Origin of the sequence: Chryseobacterium sp. NFX27 (assembly GCF_049887855.1) — a bacterium.
GTDB lineage: Bacteria > Bacteroidota > Bacteroidia > Flavobacteriales > Weeksellaceae > Chryseobacterium.
On the sequence record NZ_JAGEKK010000003.1, the window covers coordinates 287,922 to 310,119 of the forward strand.

Annotated in this window: 24 protein-coding genes; 14 read left to right on the forward strand and 10 right to left on the reverse strand. The window is 36.9% G+C overall.

The genetic code is table 11. The features are described 5' to 3' along the window. Positions 1-83: 83 nt before the first annotated feature. Both J4Q03_RS05480 and J4Q03_RS05485 read right to left on the reverse strand, forming a co-directional pair. Positions 84-929, reverse strand: a complete 846-nt coding sequence (locus tag J4Q03_RS05480; RefSeq protein WP_426047200.1) for a helix-turn-helix domain-containing protein — start codon at positions 927-929, stop codon at positions 84-86. Between the two features lie 37 nt (positions 930-966). Further along, on the reverse strand, positions 967-2,034 hold the full coding sequence (locus tag J4Q03_RS05485; RefSeq protein ID WP_426047201.1) for a DUF2891 domain-containing protein: 1,068 nt from the start codon (positions 2,032-2,034) through the stop codon (positions 967-969). Between the two features lie 150 nt (positions 2,035-2,184). Here J4Q03_RS05485 and J4Q03_RS05490 point away from each other — a divergent pair, with 150 nt between their 5' ends. Then, positions 2,185-3,066, forward strand: a complete 882-nt coding sequence (locus tag J4Q03_RS05490) for a DUF4349 domain-containing protein (RefSeq protein WP_426047202.1) — start codon at positions 2,185-2,187, stop codon at positions 3,064-3,066. 74 nt (positions 3,067-3,140) lie between these two features. Here the strand turns inward: J4Q03_RS05490 and J4Q03_RS05495 are convergent, their stop codons facing one another. Then, complete coding sequence (locus J4Q03_RS05495; RefSeq protein WP_426047203.1) at positions 3,141-3,518, reverse strand: hypothetical protein; 378 nt, start codon at positions 3,516-3,518, stop codon at positions 3,141-3,143. Positions 3,519-3,742: 224 nt separating this feature from the next. On the opposite strand from J4Q03_RS05495, the gene J4Q03_RS05500 reads away from it, so the two are divergent. Further along, positions 3,743-4,120: a GxxExxY protein gene (locus tag J4Q03_RS05500; protein WP_426047204.1), complete on the forward strand. Its 378-nt coding sequence runs from the start codon at positions 3,743-3,745 to the stop codon at positions 4,118-4,120. Between the two features lie 159 nt (positions 4,121-4,279). On the opposite strand, the gene J4Q03_RS05505 is transcribed toward J4Q03_RS05500, so the two are convergent. From J4Q03_RS05505 to dnaA, 4 genes are all read right to left on the reverse strand, one after another. Further along, positions 4,280-4,978: an SAM-dependent methyltransferase gene (locus J4Q03_RS05505; RefSeq protein WP_426047205.1), complete on the reverse strand. Its 699-nt coding sequence runs from the start codon at positions 4,976-4,978 to the stop codon at positions 4,280-4,282. A gap of 1 nt (position 4,979) precedes the next feature. Continuing rightward, on the reverse strand, positions 4,980-5,483 hold the full coding sequence (locus J4Q03_RS05510; RefSeq protein WP_426047206.1) for a DUF4440 domain-containing protein: 504 nt from the start codon (positions 5,481-5,483) through the stop codon (positions 4,980-4,982). A gap of 1 nt (position 5,484) precedes the next feature. After that, on the reverse strand, positions 5,485-5,934 hold the full coding sequence (locus J4Q03_RS05515; protein ID WP_426047207.1) for a low molecular weight protein-tyrosine-phosphatase: 450 nt from the start codon (positions 5,932-5,934) through the stop codon (positions 5,485-5,487). A gap of 139 nt (positions 5,935-6,073) precedes the next feature. After that, positions 6,074-7,528, reverse strand: coding sequence for a chromosomal replication initiator protein DnaA (gene dnaA, locus J4Q03_RS05520; protein WP_426047208.1), 1,455 nt, complete (start codon positions 7,526-7,528; stop codon positions 6,074-6,076). A gap of 136 nt (positions 7,529-7,664) precedes the next feature. On the opposite strand from dnaA, the gene J4Q03_RS05525 reads away from it, so the two are divergent. From J4Q03_RS05525 to J4Q03_RS05545, 5 genes are all read left to right on the forward strand, one after another. Next, entirely contained in the window at positions 7,665-8,075 is a 411-nt protein-coding gene (locus tag J4Q03_RS05525) for an acyl-CoA thioesterase (protein ID WP_426047209.1), read from the forward strand. A gap of 120 nt (positions 8,076-8,195) precedes the next feature. Next, entirely contained in the window at positions 8,196-9,044 is an 849-nt protein-coding gene (gene pheA / locus J4Q03_RS05530) for a prephenate dehydratase (RefSeq protein ID WP_426047210.1), read from the forward strand. A gap of 373 nt (positions 9,045-9,417) precedes the next feature. After that, on the forward strand, positions 9,418-10,140 hold the full coding sequence (locus J4Q03_RS05535) for a hypothetical protein (protein ID WP_426047211.1): 723 nt from the start codon (positions 9,418-9,420) through the stop codon (positions 10,138-10,140). 103 nt (positions 10,141-10,243) lie between these two features. Next, entirely contained in the window at positions 10,244-12,457 is a 2,214-nt protein-coding gene (locus tag J4Q03_RS05540; protein WP_426047212.1) for a DUF2339 domain-containing protein, read from the forward strand. 203 nt (positions 12,458-12,660) lie between these two features. After that, on the forward strand, positions 12,661-13,101 hold the full coding sequence (locus tag J4Q03_RS05545) for a hypothetical protein (RefSeq protein ID WP_426047213.1): 441 nt from the start codon (positions 12,661-12,663) through the stop codon (positions 13,099-13,101). 172 nt (positions 13,102-13,273) lie between these two features. On the opposite strand, the gene J4Q03_RS05550 is transcribed toward J4Q03_RS05545, so the two are convergent. Further along, positions 13,274-13,648 (reverse strand): hypothetical protein, encoded by a 375-nt coding sequence (locus J4Q03_RS05550; RefSeq protein WP_426047214.1) that lies wholly within the window; start codon positions 13,646-13,648, stop codon positions 13,274-13,276. A 156-nt stretch (positions 13,649-13,804) separates the two neighbouring features. Here J4Q03_RS05550 and J4Q03_RS05555 point away from each other — a divergent pair, with 156 nt between their 5' ends. From J4Q03_RS05555 to J4Q03_RS05565, 3 genes are all read left to right on the forward strand, one after another. Next, entirely contained in the window at positions 13,805-14,557 is a 753-nt protein-coding gene (locus J4Q03_RS05555; RefSeq protein ID WP_426047215.1) for an SDR family oxidoreductase, read from the forward strand. 97 nt (positions 14,558-14,654) lie between these two features. Next, entirely contained in the window at positions 14,655-15,665 is a 1,011-nt protein-coding gene (locus tag J4Q03_RS05560; protein WP_426047216.1) for a bestrophin family protein, read from the forward strand. 11 nt (positions 15,666-15,676) lie between these two features. Beyond that, entirely contained in the window at positions 15,677-16,342 is a 666-nt protein-coding gene (locus J4Q03_RS05565) for a succinate dehydrogenase cytochrome b subunit (RefSeq protein WP_426047217.1), read from the forward strand. 91 nt (positions 16,343-16,433) lie between these two features. Here the strand turns inward: J4Q03_RS05565 and J4Q03_RS05570 are convergent, their stop codons facing one another. Further along, a complete protein-coding gene (locus J4Q03_RS05570; protein ID WP_426047218.1) occupies positions 16,434-17,711 on the reverse strand; it encodes a replication-associated recombination protein A in 1,278 nt (425 codons plus the stop codon). A gap of 102 nt (positions 17,712-17,813) precedes the next feature. Here J4Q03_RS05570 and yidD point away from each other — a divergent pair, with 102 nt between their 5' ends. After that, on the forward strand, positions 17,814-18,065 hold the full coding sequence (gene yidD / locus J4Q03_RS05575) for a membrane protein insertion efficiency factor YidD (protein ID WP_426047219.1): 252 nt from the start codon (positions 17,814-17,816) through the stop codon (positions 18,063-18,065). A 423-nt stretch (positions 18,066-18,488) separates the two neighbouring features. Further along, on the forward strand, positions 18,489-19,355 hold the full coding sequence (gene lgt / locus J4Q03_RS05580; RefSeq protein WP_426047224.1) for a prolipoprotein diacylglyceryl transferase: 867 nt from the start codon (positions 18,489-18,491) through the stop codon (positions 19,353-19,355). A 117-nt stretch (positions 19,356-19,472) separates the two neighbouring features. Here the strand turns inward: lgt and J4Q03_RS05585 are convergent, their stop codons facing one another. Further along, positions 19,473-20,990, reverse strand: coding sequence for an NAD(P)H-hydrate dehydratase (locus J4Q03_RS05585; RefSeq protein ID WP_426047220.1), 1,518 nt, complete (start codon positions 20,988-20,990; stop codon positions 19,473-19,475). A 221-nt stretch (positions 20,991-21,211) separates the two neighbouring features. On the opposite strand from J4Q03_RS05585, the gene mscL reads away from it, so the two are divergent. Together mscL and J4Q03_RS05595 are read left to right on the forward strand one after the other, a co-directional pair. Beyond that, positions 21,212-21,592 (forward strand): large conductance mechanosensitive channel protein MscL, encoded by a 381-nt coding sequence (gene mscL, locus J4Q03_RS05590; RefSeq protein WP_202093260.1) that lies wholly within the window; start codon positions 21,212-21,214, stop codon positions 21,590-21,592. Positions 21,593-21,795: 203 nt separating this feature from the next. Next, a partial coding sequence (locus tag J4Q03_RS05595) for a transposase (RefSeq protein WP_426047221.1) occupies positions 21,796-22,198 on the forward strand: 403 nt, incomplete at its 3' end.

Below are 22,198 nucleotides of genomic sequence, written 5' to 3' on the forward strand. Positions count from 1 at the left end.
TTGTTTTACGAAGGCAAAGTTACGGTGACAACAAATTCAATCAAATGTTTGAATTTTGGAAAAAGATGTTCAAATGTAAGATTTTAGCTTTCAAACTGATGCCTGTACTGTCTGGGGCTTATTTCAAGATGCTTTTTAAAAAAGTGAGAAAATGCATATTGATCACTGAAACCAAGGATTGAAGAAACCTCTGAAACGGGTTTATTGGAGGAATTCAAAAGCACTTTTGCTTCATTCATCACAATTAAAGCAATGATCTGGCTGGCAGACTTTCCTGTAATGGATTTTACAACAGCAGAAAGATGTCTGGTTGTAATCGATTGCCGTTCGGCATAAAATTCCACGCTTCTTTCTGTCAGATGATGTTCTGCCAGGTCCGTCAAAAATACAAAGACAATTTCTTCCTGTCTGGACATCTGGTTCATAGAATTGTTATCCTCTTTAGAAATAATCCCGGCCATCTGATAACAGAAAACAGAGAAAAGATGTTCCACTATTTCTTTCTTATAGAGCATTTCCGTATCTGAATCCAGAATATATTTAAGGAAATTGACACTTTTCCAAACCACTTCCATTTCGTTTTCAGGAAAAGGCACGCCTTTATTCATCTGCTGGCGGAAATAGCGATATGTGATCAGTCTGTTGAATTTCAGTGAAAGTGCAGAAATAAAATCTCTTTTATAAGAAACCATCCTGGATTGGAAATCCCCGCTTACGGAAACCATTTCATAGATCGTCTGCGGATCGGTTACCATAAACATATTGGCAGAAAGCTCCAGATCGCTGAAATGCTGACGGAGCTTTATAGTACCTGATTTAATAAAAATAAAAGCAGGATTTTCCGGACGGAAAGGTTTATCCGCAGAAATTCTCTCGAAAATATTGTGCTGGGTAAAAATTTCAACACCGAATTTTTCTAAGGCTGACATAAAACAAATGTACCAATATATTCTGTGTTTACAATATTTAGTCTTCCAGCGAATACACCGCAAAGCTTGCCAGCCAGTGATCTCCGCCATAATTCCCCTGGAATAATAAAGGAAGACCGTTCGCTAAAAACACATCTGCCGTTTTCTTAAAATCTTTTTTCATTGGATGCCCGTCTGGTAGAGCCTTTGATATCCCTTTCATACACCAGGCTTTAGAGAAAGAGAGCCCAACAAGATGAACGGTCTGGTAATCGCTCAAATCACTTACTACCGGAATTTTTTCAATATTCTCTAAGCTTCTTTTTTCATAGAAGTTATTCAGCCAGAGGACAAATTCTTTCTGAGGCAGGACTCTTCTCATCAGGTCTGCAATTTCGAGGCTTGGTGAAAAGAAGTCTGATCCGTCAGGCTCCAGATAGGCAGGAGTTTTCTGATCTTTCGCGTAAAAATATTTTGCTTTTTCTTTAAGCTGATTTTCGAATTCCTGATCCTTATTTGCTTTAGCCCAATCGATTGCGAAAGCCAGACCAAATGCTGTATTCGGATGAACTCCCGTTCTGTTCGGATAGGTTTGTTTGGGAAGATAGGTTTTCCATGATTTTAAAATCTGATCTGTGAGAGGTTTTAAATTTTCATGCCAGATCTTAGCTTTGGGATGATTCCAGGTGGTCAGCTCCTCATCAAGTTTCAGCAGCCATGCCCAGCCATAGGTTCTTTCAAATGTGGTGGTTAATTGATATTTAGTAAAATAATCAGCTTCGGTCTGCAGGTTTTCTTTACCTAAGGAATGATCAAGGATTTTTTCAATATCTTTTGCATTTTCCAGATTGGGTTTCGTTTTCAACAATCTCACAAGCATCCAGTGTCCGTGAACGGAACTGTGCCAGTCGAAACAGCCATAAAAACTTGGGTGGAGATCTTTTGGAGTCAAAGTAACCTCGCCGGCGTTATTGATAATATGCGCTGTTTTGTTAGGATATTCCTGGTTGATGCAGTGAAGTGGCTTTTCCAATAATTTAGCTGCCATTTCATCGGTAAGTTTCGGAACTTCCTGGGCATAGATCAAAAAAGGAAAAAACGTGAGTGCTAAAAGACTTTTTTTCATTCAATAAAAATAGAAAATAATTTAGATATCCAATCATTTTTAAACCTCACCAAAATATCTAAATCCTAAATTTTTCGATAAAAGAATATAAATCTTAAATAAAATAAATATGTAAGCACAATTTTTGATAATATTCACTAAAAAATATTCATGAAAAAATTATTTCTACCTTTATGTATACTCCTTTTGATGACAGGATGTAAGAAATCTGAACAGGAATCTTCTCCGTCAGTATCTGCTGATAAAGCGGTTACTGTCACTTCATATGAGATGAAGGCCCCTACATCACCAAAAGAAATTTCCCAAAAATTACTTCCGGACGAAGACCAGTCTTCACAGCCTAATGTATCAACAAAGAAAACAGATACGATCTCCAAAAAGATCATTAAAAACGGGAATATGACAATCCAGGTGGGAGATATTAAAAAAGCTCAGAACCAGGTATCAGATATTCTGAAAAAAAATAATGCTTATATTCAAACTGAACAGTTTCAAAACACTGACTTAGACGACAATCTGGATCTTATCATCCGCGTGCCTCATAAAAATTTCGATGCTCTGGTGAATTCTTTTTCTGACGGTGTAGGTTCTGTTTTGTCTAAAAATATCTCATCAGATGATGTAACAGAAGAATATACTGATGTTTCTATCAAACTGGCCAATAAAAAGATCTATCTCGAGAAATACCGCGATATGCTTAAAAGTGCATCTACGACAAAAGATATGATCGAAATTCAGGAGACCATCCGTGAGTTGGAAGACGAAATTGATGTAGCAGAAGGCAGGCTCCGATTCATTGATGACCGTGTAAATTACAGCACACTCAATCTGAGTTTATATAAAGAAAAAGTGAGGAGTTCTGCAACCTCTAAAATTGGTTTTGGAAGCCGTTTTGCAGATTCTGTTACTGAAGGATGGAACAGCTTTATGAGTTTTCTTTTGGGAATTATTTCTTTATGGCCGTTCCTGCTTCTTATTCCAATTATGATCTTCTTATGGAGAAAATGGAAGTCAGGAAGAACAACAAAATAACAGAATAGCGTTTTACCTATATTAAAAATCCGGATATCATCGCTGACATCCGGATTTTTACTGCATTTCAATAATTAGGCATTGTAAAAATCTTTAACGGTTTCCAGTACCTGTTCTTCTGACATTTTCTGTGCCGTATCTAATGTTATCTTAAGGTTTTTAAATTGGGCTGTCTCATGGAGATAGTTCTTAAGCTCTTCCTGAATGGTTCCCGGGCCTGTAATGTAGACTTCCTGGGAATTGGTCAGGAGATGTTCTATTTCTTTAAAGAATTTTACCCTGTTCGTACGTTCTGCATTATTTCCTGCGTTTTCACTGGAGTTCCCATGCTGTATTTCTGCTTTTACAGGACTGCACAGGAAAAACTTGAATGCATTCTGGGCATCGTGATTCTTTACAACAATTGCTTTTTCCGTATCCATCCAAAGCCCCGCTAATTTCTTGTCTGACATAATTTATTTTTTTGGTGTTATAAGCTGTACAGATCAAGAATAGTGCAAAGAGGATGTTAAGGGCTGTTAAATGTTATTTATGGGATAAGATGATAAACATCTCTGAGTTTATTTTATATATCTCGCAGATTTTGCAGATCAAGCAGATCTTTTTTGTTGAAATTATAATGAGTGTAATCTGTGAGAAAAATATTTAAATTAGTAAAGATTAAAACACAACTCAAATGAATGAAAATGAAATTTCTTATATCGTAAGAAAATGTATCTTTAATGTATACAATAAGCTGGGACCAGGCCTTTTGGAAACTGTTTATCATAAAATCCTTATCTATGAATTACAGGAGAATGGGCTTGATGTACAATCTGAATTAGCGATTCCAATAGTGTATGATGGCAAACAATTCGACTTCAGCTTTAGAATTGATATTCTGGTTGAAGATAAAGTCATTCTGGAACTCAAGTCCGTAAAAAACCTGGAGGATATTCATTTTAAACAACTGGCTACTTATCTGAAGCTTTCCAATAAGAGATTGGGATTGTTGGTTAACTTTAATACTACCAACATTTTAGATGGGGTAAAAAGAGTCGTTAATAATCTATAATATTCTATGATGCCAATAATCTCTCGCAGATTTAGCTCATTACGCAGATTTAATACTTACAAAAAGATCTGCTTGATCTGCTAAATCTGCGAGAAAAAATGATAGACAAATTACCATAGAGATTGCTTTATCTTCGATTCGCAATGACAGTGTGAGAAGTTATTTTCCCAATACAAATACAGCAGGAATTTTATGGAGTTCCGGCTTTGCTTTTTTCCAGTCGGTGATTGTTTTTGTCTGGATAAATTCATGTTCGGGATCGTTGATATTAGCCGCGATACAGAGCTTTGTATTTGGCGATAGAAATTTGGTCAGATCTTCAAAAAGTGGATTATTTCTGTAAGGAGTTTCCATAAAGATCTGGGAATATCCTGTCTGCTGCACCAAACTTTCCAGGCGCTGGATCTGCTTTTTCTTTTCTCCTTTATCTATCGGAAGGTAACCGTGAAATGTAAATTCCTGGCCATTGAATCCACTGGAAATTAACGCTAAAATGATAGATGAAGGTCCTGAAACCGGAGTCACTCTTATATTTTTTTCATGACACCATTTCACGATCAGGTTTCCCGGATCTGCAATACATGGAAGACCGGCTTCCGAAAGAAGTCCGAAATCCTGTCCCTGAAGCATCAGGTGCTGAGCTTCTTTAATATCAGCATTTTCCGTGTATTTGTCAAGCAGAAACAGCTTCAGGTCAGACTGTTTTTTTTCGGGAGCAAAAAATTTAATAACCTTTCTGGCTGTTTTTTCATTTTCTACAAAAAAATAGTCCGTCTGCATGATATAATCTTTCAGAACGGGTGAAAAGTGAGTGATAGAAGTATTTTCCGATAAATAGGCTGGGAGTAAAAAAAGCATTTTATTGTTTTTTAGTTCTTTCTTTTAGTGAAGGCTGAGGGAAATATTCTGTAAGATCCATAGAAAAAGTAACTGAAGTAATTTTCCATTTTCCGTGGATTTTCATCAGAGTCCAGATTTCTTTACCCCAATTTTCCATTTTCCCGTCATACCAGAAACTGTAGTCAAAATTGGCAGAAGCTACAGCTCCGTCTTCTATGATTTTAATATTGTCGAATTTTTCTTCAGATTTATCATCTTTGAAGCCTCTGATAAAGGCTTTATAATCATCTGTAAAATAGTATTCTGCTTTCGGATTTTTTTCCAGACGTTTGGCCTGGGTTCTGTCCTTATAAATTCCGGTCCAAAGCACTGGATCCTGAAATAAAGATACAAATTTAGCTTCATCTCTGGTTTTGATACACTGCATAAATTCTTCCATTACTTTCCGGATTTCAGTTTCATCCTGGGTTTGGGCAAAAGAAAAATTAAAGCTTAGGAAAAGTGCGAGAATCAATGTTTTCATATTACGATAGAATTTGGTTTTTAATAGCGTCACAGCCTTTGTCCAACAGTTGGTAAACGGCCTCAAAATCCTTCATATCTCCCCAGTATGGATCAGGGACCTCGGCATTTTTATGGTCTCCCAATGCAGACATAAATAGTGCTATTTTCCGGCGCTGTTCCTCGTTCTGTGCTTTTGAAACCACATCTTCATATACATCAATGTCCATACAGTAGATCTTGTCAAAGGTTTCAAAATCACTCTTAGTTATAGGTCTGGACCTTTGTTCTGAAATATCAATATGATGGTTTGCCGCAGTTTTTACCGCTCGTTTATCAGGAGTTTCCCCTTCGTGCAGAGAGATTGTTCCTGCTGAGTCTACAAAAAAACTTTCCGGGACCTTTGTCTTCATAATACCTTCTGCTAAAGGACTTCTGCAGATATTCCCGAGACATACCATCAATATTTTCATATCATTTATTAATTGAAAGATTAAATGATTTATACATAAGACAATTAAAGAGGTGAAATCATAACTTCCGGCAGCAAAACTAAATAAAAAATGAAGAATAAAACTATTCTCCATTTCAATTTATTCAGATTAAATTATTCTATTTTTTGATTCTTTCAGCAAGATCTTTTACGTATTTTTTTACTTCTTTATCAATTTTAGATACATCTTTAATGGTATCACAGGCATACATAACTGTTGAATGGTCTTTTCCTCCCATTTCTTCGCCTATCTTTGTAAAGGTAGCATTAGTCAGCTCTTTTGAAAAATACATCGCCAATTGCCTTGGAAGTGCTATTTCTCTTTTTCTTGTTTTAGAAAGAAGCTGTTCTTTTTTGATTCCGAAATAATCACATACCACTTCCTGAATATAAGGAATATTGATTACTTTTTTCTGGTTGGCAGCAATCTTATTGATGGTGTCTTTCAGTAATTCAAGACTTAAGTCTGTTTTGTAAACGGTAGAATAAGCGATCACAGAGTTAATAACTCCGATAAGCTCTCTTACATTCGTCTTAGCTTCAGCAGCAAGGAAATCCAGCATATCACCCGGAAGAACAATTCCGTCTCTGCTCAGTTTATCTACGATGATCTGTCTTCTTGTAGAAAGATCCGGTGATTTGATCTCGGCAGAAAGTCCCCATTTGAAACGGGAAACAATTCTTTCCTGAATATCCATGATATCTGCAGGTGCCTTATCTGAGGTAAGGATGATCTGCTTTCCGTTCTGGTGAAGATGATCAAAGATATGGAAGAAACTATCCTGTGTGGCAGATTTACCGGACAGGAACTGAATATCGTCAATAATCAAAACATCAACCATCTGGTAGAAGTTTGCAAACTCAGTCTGCTTATGGGCTTTCGCAGCAGAAATAAACTGCTGGATAAATTTTTCTGAAGACAGATAAAGCACTACTTTATCCGGAAACTGATTCTTTACTTCCAGACCTACAGCCTGTCCTAAATGGGTCTTTCCAACGCCGTAACCCCCGTGAAGAAATAGTGGATTGAAAGCAGTTGCACCCGGTCTTTTAGCAATTGATCTTGCTACTGTCGCAGCAAATTTATTACTTTCTCCTTCTATATAATTATCAAAAGAATAATCAGACTTCAGGTTCGAATCTATATTGACTTTTCTTATTCCCGGAACTACAAAAGGGTTTACAATATTTGCAGAGAATCCCTGCGGCATTGTTTCCTGCATTTTGGGAGTAGGAACACTTTTCCCCTTCATATTCATAGTCACTGGCTTTTCCTCTCCGGTAGGCCTGTTTTCCATGACAGAGTACCATAATTTCACACCTTTTCCAAGATTTTTCTTCAGGGCAGCAGAAAGCAGGGATAGGTAATTATCCTCAATATATTCCTTGTAAAAATCACTCGGCACTATAAGCGTAAGGTTATTGGCAACCAACGAAAGTGGCTGTACCTTATCGAATAGCATGTCGAAGGATTTTTCAAGCTTCTTAAGATCAGAATTGTCTTCAGCTGCGTTCAAATTATCACGCATGAACTGAATGCATTTCTGCCATATCATCATTAAATTTTCATCCATATTTATGCCCCGATTAATTCTTTGTTAGTACTTTTTGTAGAAGGAAGACAAAGGTCCAATTTTTTCTTTTCAAAAAAAAATATTGCAGGTATTGATTATTTAAAAATATATTTGTATGTGTAAATAAGGACTAAAAATGATATATACAACTCACTCAATACGAGTACGTTACAGAGAAACAGACCCTATGAAATATGTATACTATGGCAACTATGCAGAGTATCTTGAAATCGGCAGAGTGGAACTCTTCCGAAGCATAGGAATGTCATACGATGAAATTGAAAACCAAGGAATTTGGCTTCCTGTTTCAGATTATAAAATTAAATACATCCGCCCGGCGCTGTATGACCAAAAATTAGAAATTCATACCTATGTAAAAAAAATTCCAGGCGTGAGAATTGAATTTGAGTATGAAATTTTCAATGAGGAAGGGGTAAAAATCACTGAAGCATCCACTACTCTTTTCTTTCTGGATGCAAAAACCAACAAAATTATAAGGTGCCCGGATTTTCTGATAAAGCTTATTGAGGAGAACTGGAATAAATAACAGGTATTAAAATGTCGTGCTGCAAATAAGAATCAGGATAACTCTCATGAAAGGTGATTGTTTTTAAACTAATTTGCATCTTTGCACTTCAATTAATTTCTAGATACATTGATATAACATATGAAGATCGCATTTTTGGGACCTCACGCAAGTTTCACACAGCTTGCCGCCACACAGCTTTTTCCGGGAGAAGAACTTTTACCACAGGCCAATATTCTGGACTGCTTTAATGCTGTTAATAACGGAGAAGCCGATAAAGCTGTTGTTCCCTTGGAAAATTCTATTGAAGGAACGGTTTCTATGACCCTGGATTATTTATATAAAACGCCTTCCATCAAAATTGAAGCAGAAGGAGTGATGCCTATTGCCCACCATCTCATGATTCATCCCGAGAACAGTATGGAGGAAATAGAAAAAATATATTCTCATCCGCAGGCCCTGGCTCAGAGCTTTCATTTTCTGGATACACATCATAAAGAAATAACGAGACAGGATTTTTCTTCTACAGCAGCAGCGGCTAAATATGTTTCTGAAAATAAAGAGTTGAAAATAGCGGCTGTAGCCAATCAGTTTGCCGCGAATCTGTACGGGTTGAAAATTGTTCACCGGAATATTCAGGATTTTGAACAGAACCATACCCGTTTTATTGTTATCACCAAACAGCAGCCTTCTTATCACAATACCAGCCTTGAGGTACTGGGAGAGAAATCCGGGATGCTGATCAACCTTCCGGAAGATCATGCGGGTGGACTTCACCAGGTCCTGTCTGTTTTTGCATGGCGCAAGATGAACCTCAGCAAAATTGAATCCCGAACTCTGAAAACGGGTCTCGGCAACTATTTTTTCTTTATTAATGTAGTTGGAAAGTGGGAAGAAGTACTTCACGGAAATGCTCTTTTGGAGCTACAATCAATAAATGCAGAGGTGGATTTTCTGGGCAACTATAAAGAATTTCTTCTCGAAAGCTAAAAATAACACGTATATCATTCAACTGACACTGCTTTTATGGCAGTGTTTTTTGTTTATTATCTGTTTTTCTCACTATTATTTTTGAAAAACACTGACACCATTGTATTTAATGTGCCACAAAACGTGACAATTAAGAGATACAAGCAAAATATTTAATTCATAACAAAGAGACATAGTGAAATAAATATCTATTTTTAGTCTCGATTAAATTTAGAAAATATCAATCCATAACCATATTACGAAACAATACATAACGAAAAATAAACAAATGTTTAAAATATCAACATAATAACAAACAAATCATTAAAAAAATCGCAACACAAGGCATGATTTTTGCATTTGTCATAAAGAAAACTAACTAAAAAACTTACTAATGAAAACTAAAATCTACAGCTTGCTTTTAGCCTTATCAGCAGTTTCCGCATTTTCTCAAGTCGGAATCAATACAGCTAACCCGACCGCTACATTGGATGTGAATGGAACTTTGAAAGTGAGGGACACTCAAATAATACCTGCTTTGCCCGGATATACTATTATGGTAGTAAACGACGGAACATTTCAAGTTGCCAAAGTAGACCCTCAGCTCGTTATTAATGCTGCCACAACCGCAGCCGGTACTAATACCTCTGTATATGCCGCAAAGAAAACTACCGGGATCACCCTGCTCAGTTTAGGGCTTTTTCCAGACGGATTCAGAGCTGTCAATTTTTTAGCTTCTGAAAGAACAGTAGGATCCGCAGCATTATTCTCTGATACAGACAACACCTATACAATACCGTCTACCGGTGTTTACGAGGTAGGATTTAGCTTCCGCTACGGTGCCGGTCTTCAGGCAGCCATACTTACAGGTACTCCGGGTATCGGTATTTTCAGAAACAGAGCCGGTGTCGGCACCCTTATTGACAACCGCGTATTCAGCGGCTTAACAGTTCCGCTTCTTTTAAGCTTAACTATTTCTGAAAGTACTATCAATTCACTGTATACGTTCCAGGCGGGAGACAAAATTTCATTTGGACTTACCGGATCTTCTTTTCTGGAAGCAGGACTTTTGGGAACAAGTATTGGATCTTTCCATATCTACAAAGTATCTAATTAACAGATAAATTTAATCACTCTGCACGGTTAATCCATCACAGAATATGTGGTGGATTAATTTTTTATCCTGTTACATTTATTTTATATTTGGTAAAAACTAAAGAATGAGTGGATTTCTTGCAGTCATATTAATCATTGTAATCATCTTTTTTGTCTTCAACCATCTTAACAGTAAGATCAGGAAGCTTGAGAAGGAGATTTCTGATTTACATGTAAAAATCAATCAAACTCAGCAAAATACAGATCCCTTCAAACAACCCCAGACTAATGAAGAAAATTCCGGAGCTCATGAGGTACAGGAGATTATAGTACCTGCATCCAGCATTTCTGATGAAGCCCCTACAGAGCCGAAAAGGGACTGGCTGGAACCTGTTTTTGAGTTTTTAAAGCAGAATATTCTGACCATAATCGGTATTTTTACGCTTGTTCTTGGAATTGGCTACTTTGTAAAATATGCTGTAGACAAAAACTGGATTGGAGAAACAGCAAGAGCAGGAATTGGCCTGGCAGTCGGAGCAGGAATTATGCTGGCCGGACATTTTCTGAGAAAAAATTATGCTGTTTTCGCGTCTATCATCACTGGAGGCGGAATTGCCGTTCTCTATTTTACCACGACTATTGCTTTCCGGGAATATCATCTGTTCACCCAAAATACGGCTTTCTTTATTACTAGTCTTGTTACCATCATTTCCATTGCCCTCGCCTATTATTATAAAAGTGAAGTATTAATTATTTTTGCAATGCTGGGAGGTTTTTCAGCTCCTTTGATGATCAGTACGGGACAGAGTAATTATCTTTTTCTTTTCACTTATCTTACCCTCCTGAATATTGGCATGCTTACCACTTCATTTTTGAAACACTGGAAGAGCGTGGGATGGACTTCTTATATATTCACCAGTATTTATCTGTTCTTCTGGACTGTAAAACAGCCTGAGCTGCTCAGTATTCTTTTTTATATCATCAATTATATTATTTTCTACATTTTTGCACTTCAGGATCATATTAAAAAAAATATACTTTCACCCTGGGATACTTTAATGCTGGTGTTAATTAATTTTTCCAGTATTATCGGCCTGATTTATATCTTCCATACATTAAACTATGAGCCTGTCATTATTTTCCCGTTACTTTTTGCCAGTGTCAATGCCCTGCTGCTTTTAAGAGAATATGGGAAAAAGAGTTTTGGATTCAGCTACTCTATTTTTACGGCACTTACGATCAGCCTTATTACAATAGCTGTTGCCCTTCAGTTCAAGAGCCATCTTATTACCAGTGTCTGGGCCGTAGAAGCAACTCTTCTTCTTTATATATGGAAAAAAAGCGGGCATAGCATTTTCAAAACTTGCTTTTATGTACTTTTCCCGCTTGTCATCATGGCACAGATCATAACCTGGTCTGAATATCTGGACAAAAATAATATGGCCATTATATTCAATCCGGTATTTCTAACGAGTCTTGTGACCGTGGCTACCACAATTGTGAATCTCTTCTTACTGAAAAGAATCAACGAAACACAGAAGCAGGAAGATAATTTCTTTGAAAATATTTTTGCCGTTGTAAGTTATAGCGTTATATACATTGCCCTGCTGCTGGAGATCAGCTATCATATTTCGGATATGCCATGGCCGGCTGTTGTAAGTATTGGTCTGCTGTTCAGCATTTATTATATTTTTGCACTGATGGTACTCAGAAAAAAGCTGGGTATTGAATGCATTATCCAGACCGGACTTATTTACCTTTTATTTATCCTTATTGCTTTAAATGCGTCATTTGCAGCATCAGAGGTTGTTACAGCGGTTTTACAGAAAAAACTTACATTCGGTTTTTATATGATCCATCTTTTTCATTGGATCCCTTTTGCCTATATATTATGGAACGCAGCCGCCAGTACCGGTTTTTATAAAACAAAACTCTCTTACTGGATAGTTTCCGTAACGCTTGTTATTGCGGTAAGCTGCGGGTTCTACCATACTTATATTTTAAGTTCTGTAAACGATATTTCGCTGATCTATAAAACCAAAGAGCATTTTAACATCCTTTATCTTCCGATCATCTGGACTGTTCTTGCGAGTATTTTTATTTATATCAGCTTAAAAAAGAATATTCCTGAATACAGCAGAATCGGCTTTGTGCTTATAGGAATTATGGTGCTGAAGCTTTACAGTTATGATGTCTGGCAAATGGATAATATCTCAAGAATTACTGCATTTATCTTACTGGGGATTATTTTATTATTGAGCTCTTTCACTTTCCAAAGACTGAAAAACATAATCAGAGACATGGTGGATATAAAGAAGGATGAAAAAGAGAAGTTGTGAAAATCGGAAGCTGTTATTTAATAGTCCTCACCTTTCCGCATCATCCTGGAAAAACAGGCTATTGAAACATCTTTTCTAAAATTAGAAATCCTTAACAAAAGTTTTTATTCCTATACAATATTTAAAATATCATAAAAATTCATTCACATTTTGTAAAAATTAATTATATTTATCCAGTTTTTAACAGTTACATATTCCGGTTTATGAAAAAAATACTCTATTCTTTTTTAATAGTATCATCTGTAGCCTTATCTGCTCAGAAAAATCCTTCTATAAAGTTTGCTGTTGCCAATGATATTGTCGGAACAGTAGGCATGTTCAGTGCAAGAAAAGCCATTGTTCAGAGCTCTAATATCTATAAGAGTCCTGCAGGGCTGCCACAGGGTTTAAAAAAATACAGCTTCATTGCAGAAAAAGGTTTGACGGAATTTAAAATCAAAAACGGCCATGAAGGTTTGGATGTAATATCTTTAGCTCAGTTAAACTCACAGTACGAGCTGCCTGAAAACACACCTGTCTTTATTGAGGGCTATGAGTTTTCCGACACTAACACAAAGATCTATGGTGATATCATGGGTAATGTAGAAGTTAAGGACCATAACGGAAAGAAAACCATTTTCCTAACCACAAGTGGTATAAAATAAACGAAACGTAAGATCAAACTTATAAAAAGGATACTTTGAGTGGCTGTTGCACCAATTAATTTTGCTAAGCCACCAATAAGTTTCATTCTAAATCAGGAAGGTTGATATCTCAACCTTCCTTTTTATTTACCATAACCATCCAGGTTTAGAAACAGACTTCTGAAAAGTTCCTTTAATTAAATGCAACACAAGATTCTTTGACTACCTGCCATCTTTCAGATGAGTATTCCCAGATCAGTGTAAAGAATTTAGGATCTGACTTTCCATTTAATTCCAAATCGCGAGTCATCACTACCATTCCCATATTTCCATCACAAACAGCGTAATGAAATTCAGCTTTAGTAGAAAACGGTGTTGCTTTGGCATCACTGTTTCCTTGAACAAAACTAACCAGTTGCTCTTTGTTCATGGTATCCACTACTCCATTTTTATCAACTTTGACAATGAGTAAATTATCTGCATAAGTCTGCTTTACATACGGAACATTAAAATGCGTCGCCTCATAAATAAGTTGCTGTGTAAGTTCAGTTAATTTTTTGCTATCCATTTTTAATTTTTTTTAGAAAATAATTCAAATAGCCCCAATGACTATTACAATACAAAGATGGATATAGTGTCTTTGCAAAAACTTAAACTGGTTTAAGTTTTTAAGATTTTTTTATTCTCAATTTTGCTTTATTAACAACTATAAACAAAAATAAAAATGAAAATTGTAATCATTGGAGGTACCGGACTTATCGGCAGCCAGGTAGTAAACATGTTAAAAAACGAGCATGAAGTAATTGCTGCTTCACCTAATACAGGAGTAAACACGATTACCGGAGAGGGACTTGAAGACGCTCTTAAAAATGCAAATATTGTTATTGATGTTTCCAACTCTCCATCATTTGATGATGAACCGGTAATGAATTTCTTCACAACCTCAAATCAAAATTTACTTCCGGCAGAAAAGAGAGCCGGTGTGCAACATCACATTGCCTTGTCTGTTGTTGGAACTGATCAATTACAAGAAAGCGGATATTTTCGTGCCAAGCAAGTTCAGGAGAATTTGATTAAAGAATCCGGCGTCCCTTTTACTATAGTCCACGCTACTCAATTTTTTGAGTTTGCAGGTGGTATTGTAGCAACAAGTACATCAGAAGGAAAGGTAAAACTTTCGGATGCATTTATTCAACCTATCGCAAGTGCTGAAGTTGCAGCATTTCTTGCCAAAGTGGCAACAGAAAAACCGGCCAATAAAATTCTTGAAATAGGTGGGCCTGAACGATTCCAAATAGATGAGTGGATAAAACAATACATCCTGTCAACCCAAAAGTCTTTGGAAGTTGAAACGGATGTTAATGCACCCTATTCAGGTGCAATACTGAAAAAGACAACCCTTACTCCCGAGAATCCGGTGTATTTGGGCACTACGGAATATGCGACCTGGATTGCCAAGCCTGAAAACAAACGTTGATATTGGCTACAGACAAAAAGTCTTTTGTAGCAATCTGAAGTAACAATTAAAATCGCAGGTTATTTAAACCTGCGATTTTAGCAAATAGTAATAGAAAATGTATATCGGTAAATCATATACCCTCATTGAATTTGTGACATGGACTAAAGGAAAAATTTACACCCTGCTCCTGTTAGGTTTTATTCCCATATGCCTGTATCATATATTCGGAGTAAAATGGGTAGCCATTCCCTGGTCTGTCATTGCCATGCTCGGAACTGCTACCGCATTTATTTTAGGATTCAAAAATAACCTGAGTTATAGCCGCTCTTTAGAAGCCCAGAATGTATGGACTGCTATTGTATCAAATAGTCGTTCCTGGGGTTTGGTAAGTCAGGATTATTTACAGGATAATAGTGAAATTTCAAAATCCCTTATTTATACTCATATAGCCTGGGTTACTGCCTTACGCTATAGCATGAGGGAATCTAAAAGATGGGAATCCACAAATAAAAAAAACAATGTAGAATATCGTAAACGCTTTACGATTCCTGAGCAACAGACAACCCTTGAAGAAGAGCTGGCCAAATATCTTGTGCCTGCCGAGCTGCAGAATATTCTCAAAGCAAAAAATATTTCAACTCAAATTTTGAGTCTGCAAAGTAAGACTCTGAAATCTCTTTACGAAAAACAGGAAATCAATGTGACACAATTTGTTGATATGGAAAAATCAATTAAAGAGTTTTACAATCTGCAGGGAAAAAGTGAGCAGATAAAAAATTCACCATTTCCCCGCCAGTATAATATTATTAATAACCTTTTAATTCAATCGTTTTCGTTCCTATTGCCATATGGATTACTGGCAGATTTTAACAGGCTAAATGAAAGTGTTAGCGGAGTTATGAAAGGAAATATGATTTGGCTGATCATTCCTTTCAGTTTCTTAATTTCCTGGTTGTATTCTTCTATAGCGCAAGTAGGTGAAAATACTGAAAATCCATTTGAAGGAGGGGCCAATGATGTTCCCATATCTCAAATCAGCTTTCAATTAGAAGCCGAATTGAGAGAGATGCTGGGAGAAGTGAATCTGACAGATTTTAATAGAAGCCAAAACAATATTATCTTATAAAAATTGATACTATGTTAAAAAATATATTTAAAAGTTCTATAGGTAGAAAAATCCTAATGGCATTAAGCGGCTTATTTCTGATAAGTTTTCTTATTGTACACGCCTCAGTAAATGCGCTCATTTTCTGTAACGACAATGGTAAGACATTTACTATTGGGGCGCATTTTATGGCTACAAACCCTATCATCCGAACTATTGAAATTATTCTGATCTTTGGCTTTACAATTCATATAGTTCAGGGGCTTGCTCTGTGGAGAAAGAACAGAAAAGCCCGGTCAATTGGCTATAGTTATAAAGACAGCACACCTGGCGTTAAATGGTATAGCAAAAGTATGACTTTACTGGGCACTTTGATCCTGCTATTCTTAGTTATTCATACACAAAATTTTTGGATTCCTAACCGGATTCATCAGTTTCAATATGGAGAAGAACTTCCGTTATATGAAATGCTTATTGAAAAATTTCAAAGTCCGATTGAGGTTTTGATTTATCTGACAGGATGCTTCTCCCTTGGCTGGCATTTGTTGCATGGCTTTCAAAGCGCATTCCGTTCTATAGGAATCAATCATAAAAAATACAATCCCCTGATTCTGAAATTTTCCTATGGCTTTGCAATAATAATATCTTCAACTCTAGCCATAATGCCCGTTTCTATTTATTTAGGATGGATAAAATAAATGCCTTATTTGGAGCTGACAGCTTTATTGAAAACACTTAAGCAGCATTCGGCAACCTCACTAAAGACAAGCCCATGAACATATCCTTTTTTTAATACCGGTTATTCCATTTTTTCTTAAGCTCTTCATAGATCTTTTTCTCTGTAGCATTGTTTCCCGGCTGGTAAAGTTTTACCTCTTTAATTTCCTCGGGCAGAAAATCCTGCTCTACAAAATTTCCTTCGTAGGAATGGGCATATTTATATTCTTTACCATAATCCAGGTCTTTCATCAGCTTGGTGGGTGCATTTCTCAGATGCAAAGGCACCGGCAGGTTTCCAGTCTTATTTACAAGAGCTAATGCTTCATTAATGGCCATATATGTTGAATTGCTTTTAGGAGAAACAGCCAAATAAACTGCCGTTTCGCTTAAAATGATCCTTGATTCCGGATTTCCTATAACATTAATGGCCTGAAAACAGTTGTTGGCGATTACCAAAGCGTTCGGATTGGCCAGCCCGATGTCTTCAGCCGCAAGAATAAGCATTCTACGGGCAATAAATTTGATATCCTCACCTCCTGCAATCATCCTTGCCAGCCAATAGACCGCACCATTCGGGTCACCTCCCCGCATAGATTTTATAAAAGCTGAGATAATATCATAATGCTGCTCACCGTTTTTGTCATAGAGCGCCATTGTTTCCTGCAGAATCTCCAGGACATCTGAGTTATTGATCTCTTCTTTATCTGAGTTCACATATTGATTAAGAACAAGTTCAACAGAATTGATCAGCTTGCGGGCATCTCCTCCTGAATACTGAATAAATGCTCCTTTTTCAGCAATTTTAAAAGAGGTTCCTTCATCCTTATTGAATCGCTGAGTAGCAGTATCCACTAATTCTTCAAGCTTTTCATAGCTTAACGCCTTCAGAATATAAACCTGGCTTCTTGATAAAAGTGCAGATACCACTTCAAAGCTTGGGTTTTCTGTCGTGGCACCAATGAGGACAATCCATCCTTTCTCAACAGCATGCAATAATGAATCCTGCTGGGATTTATTGAACCTATGGATCTCATCTATGAATAAAATGGGAGATTTTCCTGAAAACAGGTTTTGTTTTTTAGCATCTTCTATCACATCCCGTACATCCTTTACTCCCGAGGAAACTGCAGAGAGCTTATAGAATTTCCTGCCTGATTTTTCGGAAATAATTTCAGCCAGGGTTGTTTTTCCGGTGCCCGGAGGCCCCCAGAGAATCAGGGAATTCAATGCATTATTTTCGATCATCTTCCTGATCGTACCTTTTTCACCGGTAAGATGTTCCTGCCCCAGAACTTCATCCAGGGTTTTGGGTCTCAATTTTTCGGCTAATGGAATATTTTGGCTCAAGATAATTTTATTTTTAGGATAAACAGATTCAGGTTTTTAGTCTCTGAAACTTATAACAAAATTAAACTAATTTTAATTTTTTTACCCTATTTTTGCATTGTTTTGAAACTTACATTCAATAAAATCATCAGTTTTCCTTTGGTAATTTTGATAAAATTTTACCAGTGGTTTATTTCGCCCCTGCTCCCCAAAAACTGCCGTTACGAACCTACCTGCTCTCATTATATGGTAGAATCCCTGCAGGTACATGGTATTTTTAAAGGGCTTTGGCTGGGTGTTAAAAGAATTTCAAAATGCCATCCATGGGGAGGTAGCGGTTACGACCCTGTTCCTCCGAAAAAATTAAATCAATAACAAACTATTAAATTAATAGAAATGAGTAATCTATTTTTCAGAATTTACCTCATCGTATTTGCATTCATTACACAATCTGCGTTTGCACAGCAATATCCCGGAGGATTATCTGACGGAACCCTGAAAGTAAACGGAGGCAGTGTTCCGGTAAAGATCTATTCCACTACCGAAGTAGGTGATCTTAATGCTTTTCCGGAAAAAGCTACAGACAGCAATATCCTGGTTATTCTGAACGAGTCCAATTTTGAGCCTGCATACTTTAATTACAGTGCTACAACTTTAGAGAAGTATAAAAGTCTGCACTACCAGCTTTTCGATAAAGATTTTAAACTGATTGACGGCCCTGCCTCACAGGACAATATCACCAAATTCAAATACGCTGTAAAGACAGCTAAACCTATTAACGGAACCGACAGTGTCGCTTTGGAAACTCCTTTCAAAATTTGGGATCCTTCAAAGGGCATTCAATTGGGACCGGTTACCCTTCATTTTTACAGCTTAATGTTCGTTTTTGCCTTTGGTTTCGGGTATATTCTCATGTTAAGAATCTTTAAGATAGACAATGTTAACCAGAAATATCTGGAGCCGCTTTTCACGTGGACGCTGATCGGAACTATTTTGGGAGCAAGGTTAGGCCATGTTATTTTCTATCAGCCTGAACTGTTCAAAGAAGATTTCTGGAGTGTATTTTTACCGATAAGCACTAAAAACGGGTTTAAGTTTACAGGGTTCTCCGGACTGGCGAGCCATGGAGCAACAATAGCTTTGATCTTCACTACTTTATATTACTCATTTAAGATCATTAAGAAGAATCCGTTCTGGGTATATGACAGAATTGGAATTGTAGTTGCATTGGGAGGTGCATTTGTAAGAATAGGAAACTTTTTCAATTCGGAGATCGTAGGAAAAGCAGTTGATCCCAACTCTCCTCTTGCTATTCTTTTCCCACAGCAGAGCAGTGAATATGGCCCAACAGTTCCCCGTTATCCAGGACAGCTTCTTGAAGCAGCCGGATATTTCCTACTGTTTATATTGTTATGGATATTATACAGGAAAACAAACAAAAAATATCAGCAGGGATGGCTATTCGGACTGTTCTTTATTATCCTTTGGGCTGTAAGATTCTTTGTGGAATTCCTGAAGGAACCTCAGGGAGACGAATTCATCCAAATTGGAGGTCTGAATACGGGACAGGTACTTTCCATTCCGTTTATGATTGCAGGGGTTGTTATCATGATCATTTCAAAAAAATTCAAAATCACTCAGGCAGAAAACGAAAAACCGGAGTAATGATAAAATAGGAAAGGGCAAATTGGCAGATAAGCGAATTTGCCCTTTTTCTTTTATATTTAAGAACAATTTACAGAATTTACAAGATTCTAAATCAACAGTAAACGTCTCTATTTATTATAATCTGATCCTGTTCAGCCTGTTCAATTCCTCGAAAACATCTCCGAATGTATTGATCACATCTGTAGGCAGCATAGATTCTTTGGAATATTTTTCAGCAGCCAGATCAGCGGCTCTGCCATGAAGCCAGACTCCTAAAATACACGTATCTTCTTCAGAATATCCCTGAGCAAGCAATGAAGCCAGAATACCGGTAAGAATATCTCCACTTCCGCCTTTGGCAAGTCCTGCATTACCGTTGATATTGTAGAAAACCTTTCCTTCCGGGGTAACAACCTGGGTATGATGATCTTTCAATACAATATAAATATTAAATTCTTTTGCTTTTTCGCGGGCAAGCTTCAGCCTCTCAAAAGAGTTTTGTGTACTTCCAAACAGTCTTTCAAATTCTTTTGGATGTGGCGTTATGAGAGATTTTTGAGGGACCAACTTCAGGTTTTTATGATCTTTTGAAATAATGTTCAGCGCGTCAGCATCTAAAACCAAAGGCTCCGTATATTCTTTTAAAAATTTCAGCAAGCCTTTTTCCGTTTTTTCATGTGTTCCAAGACCAGGCCCGATTGCATAAACGGTATCACTTTCTTGTTTAAAATCTTCTATCTGCTCATTTCCGCCTTCTAGAAACATGGCTTCAGGGCATAAGGTCTGCAGAATTTCATACCCGCATTTTGGCGCAAAGGTAAAGGTAAGCCCGGCCCCGGTCTTTAGGGCAGATCTTGTGGCCAGTACTGCAGCACCTATTTTTCCGTAACTCCCTCCTGTAATAGTCACTTTTCCGTAAGTTCCTTTATGCGAAAAATTTTCTCTGGGTTTAAAAATTCTATTGATAAGTTTTTCACCAATAACAAAGTCTTCCGCAGCTTCCGATTCTAAGTATTCTGGATGTAACCCTATATCAAGAATGACTACTTTTCCTGCATACTTACCAGTTTCCGGATGAAGAAAGCTTTTTTTCCAGCACTGAAAGCTTAATGTATAGTCAGCTTTAAATATAACCGGCTCTTTTTCAAAAATAGTATCAGCAGGCAGCCCGGAAGGAATATCAACGGAAATCTTAATACAGTCTTTCTGGTTTAGCATCTCAACGACCTTCTTGCTCACGCCTTCCAGAGGCCGCGACAATCCGGTGCCAAACAGGGCATCAATAATAACAGTTCGGTCGTCGAAATTATATTGAGCGGCTTCTTTGAATTCTCTGACTGATATCCCGGAAAAATCCCGCAGCCTTTTTAAATTTACTGAAGCATCATCAGAAATTTTCCCCTTAGGATTTTGCACGAAAATGTCTGCATCAAAGCCCTTGATATAAAGTATTCTTGCCAATGCCAATCCGTCGCCACCATTATTTCCACTGCCACAGAATATGGCCATTTTTTTGTGATTTTTACAGCTTTCGGAAATCCAGCCGGCTAATGCTTCAGCAGCTCTCTCCATAAGCTGTATGGATGACACAGGTTCATTCGAAATCGTAAACCGGTCCCACTGGCGTATTTGTTCTGCAGTAAAAACTTTCATAAGATAGGTAAAATTTCAACCAAATTACAAAAGTTTTCTTTTACAGTTTACAGTAATTACTACAAAAATAAAATAGTAATCAAAATAAAGAATTCCCTAAAAAAGCCAATTAAATCCAGCTCATAATTCAATATTTATGGCGCAAAAAACTCTAAAAAGTACTGTTTTTTACGTTTTTTAATTCTATTTTTGTGTGTATACTAATTAAAAAAATATAAATTATGGGATTTGTTAAAGAATTTAGAGATTTTGCTTTTAAGGGCAATGTACTTGACCTGGCTGTCGGTGTGATCATCGGTGGAGCATTCGGGAAAATTGTTTCCTCTCTGGTAGAAGATGTTATTACTCCTCTTTTACTGAATCCGGCCCTAAAGGCTGCAGGAGCAGAAAATATTTCAAAGCTTTCATGGAACGGCGTGACTTACGGTAATTTCATTTCTGCTGTAATCAGTTTTCTATGTATCGCCATGGTACTGTTCTGGATCATCAAAGGTGCCAACAAGATTGTTAAAAGAGAAGAGGCTGCTCCTGCAGGACCTACTGCTGATCAGCAACTGTTGACAGAGATCAGGGATCTTTTAAAAAGCAAAAACAATATATAAAAACAGAAAAGACTGTCTCAAAAGGAAGTCTTTTTTCTAATTACTATTTTTTGAGCTGTTCTTTGCCTTGAAGCAAATGAACCCAAATTCAAGACTTAACATTTAGTTTAGCAAAAAATAAAAAGACCATCTCAATGAAGACGGTCTTTTTTCTTTTTATCTTGTCTAGTCCTGAAATATCGATACACAAAAAAAGAATCGTTATGGAAGAACATTTAGAAACCGCGTACATCAAACGTACACAGAGAGATTACAATTTAAGTTTAAAGCTTCAAATTGTAAGAGAAATAGAAGCAGGAAAATCAGGAATCACTGAGTGTCGTAAAAAATACGGTATCCAAGCACGCTCTACGATTGTTAGTTGGCTTAGAAAATATGGTACCTTTGATTGGGAAAACCAAACGTCATTTAGCATGAAAAAGACTCCGGAACAGCGTATTATGGAATTGGAAGCTGAAGTTAAACTGCTTGAAAAGCAGAAAGCATTTTTAGAGAAACAGGCTTACATTGCAGATAAAAAGGTCATATTTTTCGATATGATGATTAATCTTGCCGAGAAAGAATATGATATTGATATCAGAAAAAACTTACCATCCGAACAATCAG

Bases quoted from the DNA above. Each gene is read 5' to 3' on its own strand.
- J4Q03_RS05480 (WP_426047200.1), bottom strand. From the start codon at position 929: ATGTCAGCCTTAGAAAAATTCGGTGTTGAAATTTTTACCCAGCACAAT.
- J4Q03_RS05485 (WP_426047201.1), bottom strand. From the start codon at position 2,034: ATGAAAAAAAGTCTTTTAGCACTCACGTTTTTTCCTTTTTTGATCTAT.
- J4Q03_RS05490 (WP_426047202.1), top strand. From the start codon at position 2,185: ATGAAAAAATTATTTCTACCTTTATGTATACTCCTTTTGATGACAGGA.
- J4Q03_RS05495 (WP_426047203.1), bottom strand. From the start codon at position 3,518: ATGTCAGACAAGAAATTAGCGGGGCTTTGGATGGATACGGAAAAAGCA.
- J4Q03_RS05500 (WP_426047204.1), top strand. From the start codon at position 3,743: ATGAATGAAAATGAAATTTCTTATATCGTAAGAAAATGTATCTTTAAT.
- J4Q03_RS05505 (WP_426047205.1), bottom strand. From the start codon at position 4,978: ATGCTTTTTTTACTCCCAGCCTATTTATCGGAAAATACTTCTATCACT.
- J4Q03_RS05510 (WP_426047206.1), bottom strand. From the start codon at position 5,483: ATGAAAACATTGATTCTCGCACTTTTCCTAAGCTTTAATTTTTCTTTT.
- J4Q03_RS05515 (WP_426047207.1), bottom strand. From the start codon at position 5,934: ATGAAAATATTGATGGTATGTCTCGGGAATATCTGCAGAAGTCCTTTA.
- dnaA (WP_426047208.1), bottom strand. From the start codon at position 7,528: ATGGATGAAAATTTAATGATGATATGGCAGAAATGCATTCAGTTCATG.
- J4Q03_RS05525 (WP_426047209.1), top strand. From the start codon at position 7,665: ATGATATATACAACTCACTCAATACGAGTACGTTACAGAGAAACAGAC.
- pheA (WP_426047210.1), top strand. From the start codon at position 8,196: ATGAAGATCGCATTTTTGGGACCTCACGCAAGTTTCACACAGCTTGCC.
- J4Q03_RS05535 (WP_426047211.1), top strand. From the start codon at position 9,418: ATGAAAACTAAAATCTACAGCTTGCTTTTAGCCTTATCAGCAGTTTCC.
- J4Q03_RS05540 (WP_426047212.1), top strand. From the start codon at position 10,244: ATGAGTGGATTTCTTGCAGTCATATTAATCATTGTAATCATCTTTTTT.
- J4Q03_RS05545 (WP_426047213.1), top strand. From the start codon at position 12,661: ATGAAAAAAATACTCTATTCTTTTTTAATAGTATCATCTGTAGCCTTA.
- J4Q03_RS05550 (WP_426047214.1), bottom strand. From the start codon at position 13,648: ATGGATAGCAAAAAATTAACTGAACTTACACAGCAACTTATTTATGAG.
- J4Q03_RS05555 (WP_426047215.1), top strand. From the start codon at position 13,805: ATGAAAATTGTAATCATTGGAGGTACCGGACTTATCGGCAGCCAGGTA.
- J4Q03_RS05560 (WP_426047216.1), top strand. From the start codon at position 14,655: ATGTATATCGGTAAATCATATACCCTCATTGAATTTGTGACATGGACT.
- J4Q03_RS05565 (WP_426047217.1), top strand. From the start codon at position 15,677: ATGTTAAAAAATATATTTAAAAGTTCTATAGGTAGAAAAATCCTAATG.
- J4Q03_RS05585 (WP_426047220.1), bottom strand. From the start codon at position 20,990: ATGAAAGTTTTTACTGCAGAACAAATACGCCAGTGGGACCGGTTTACG.
- mscL (WP_202093260.1), top strand. From the start codon at position 21,212: ATGGGATTTGTTAAAGAATTTAGAGATTTTGCTTTTAAGGGCAATGTA.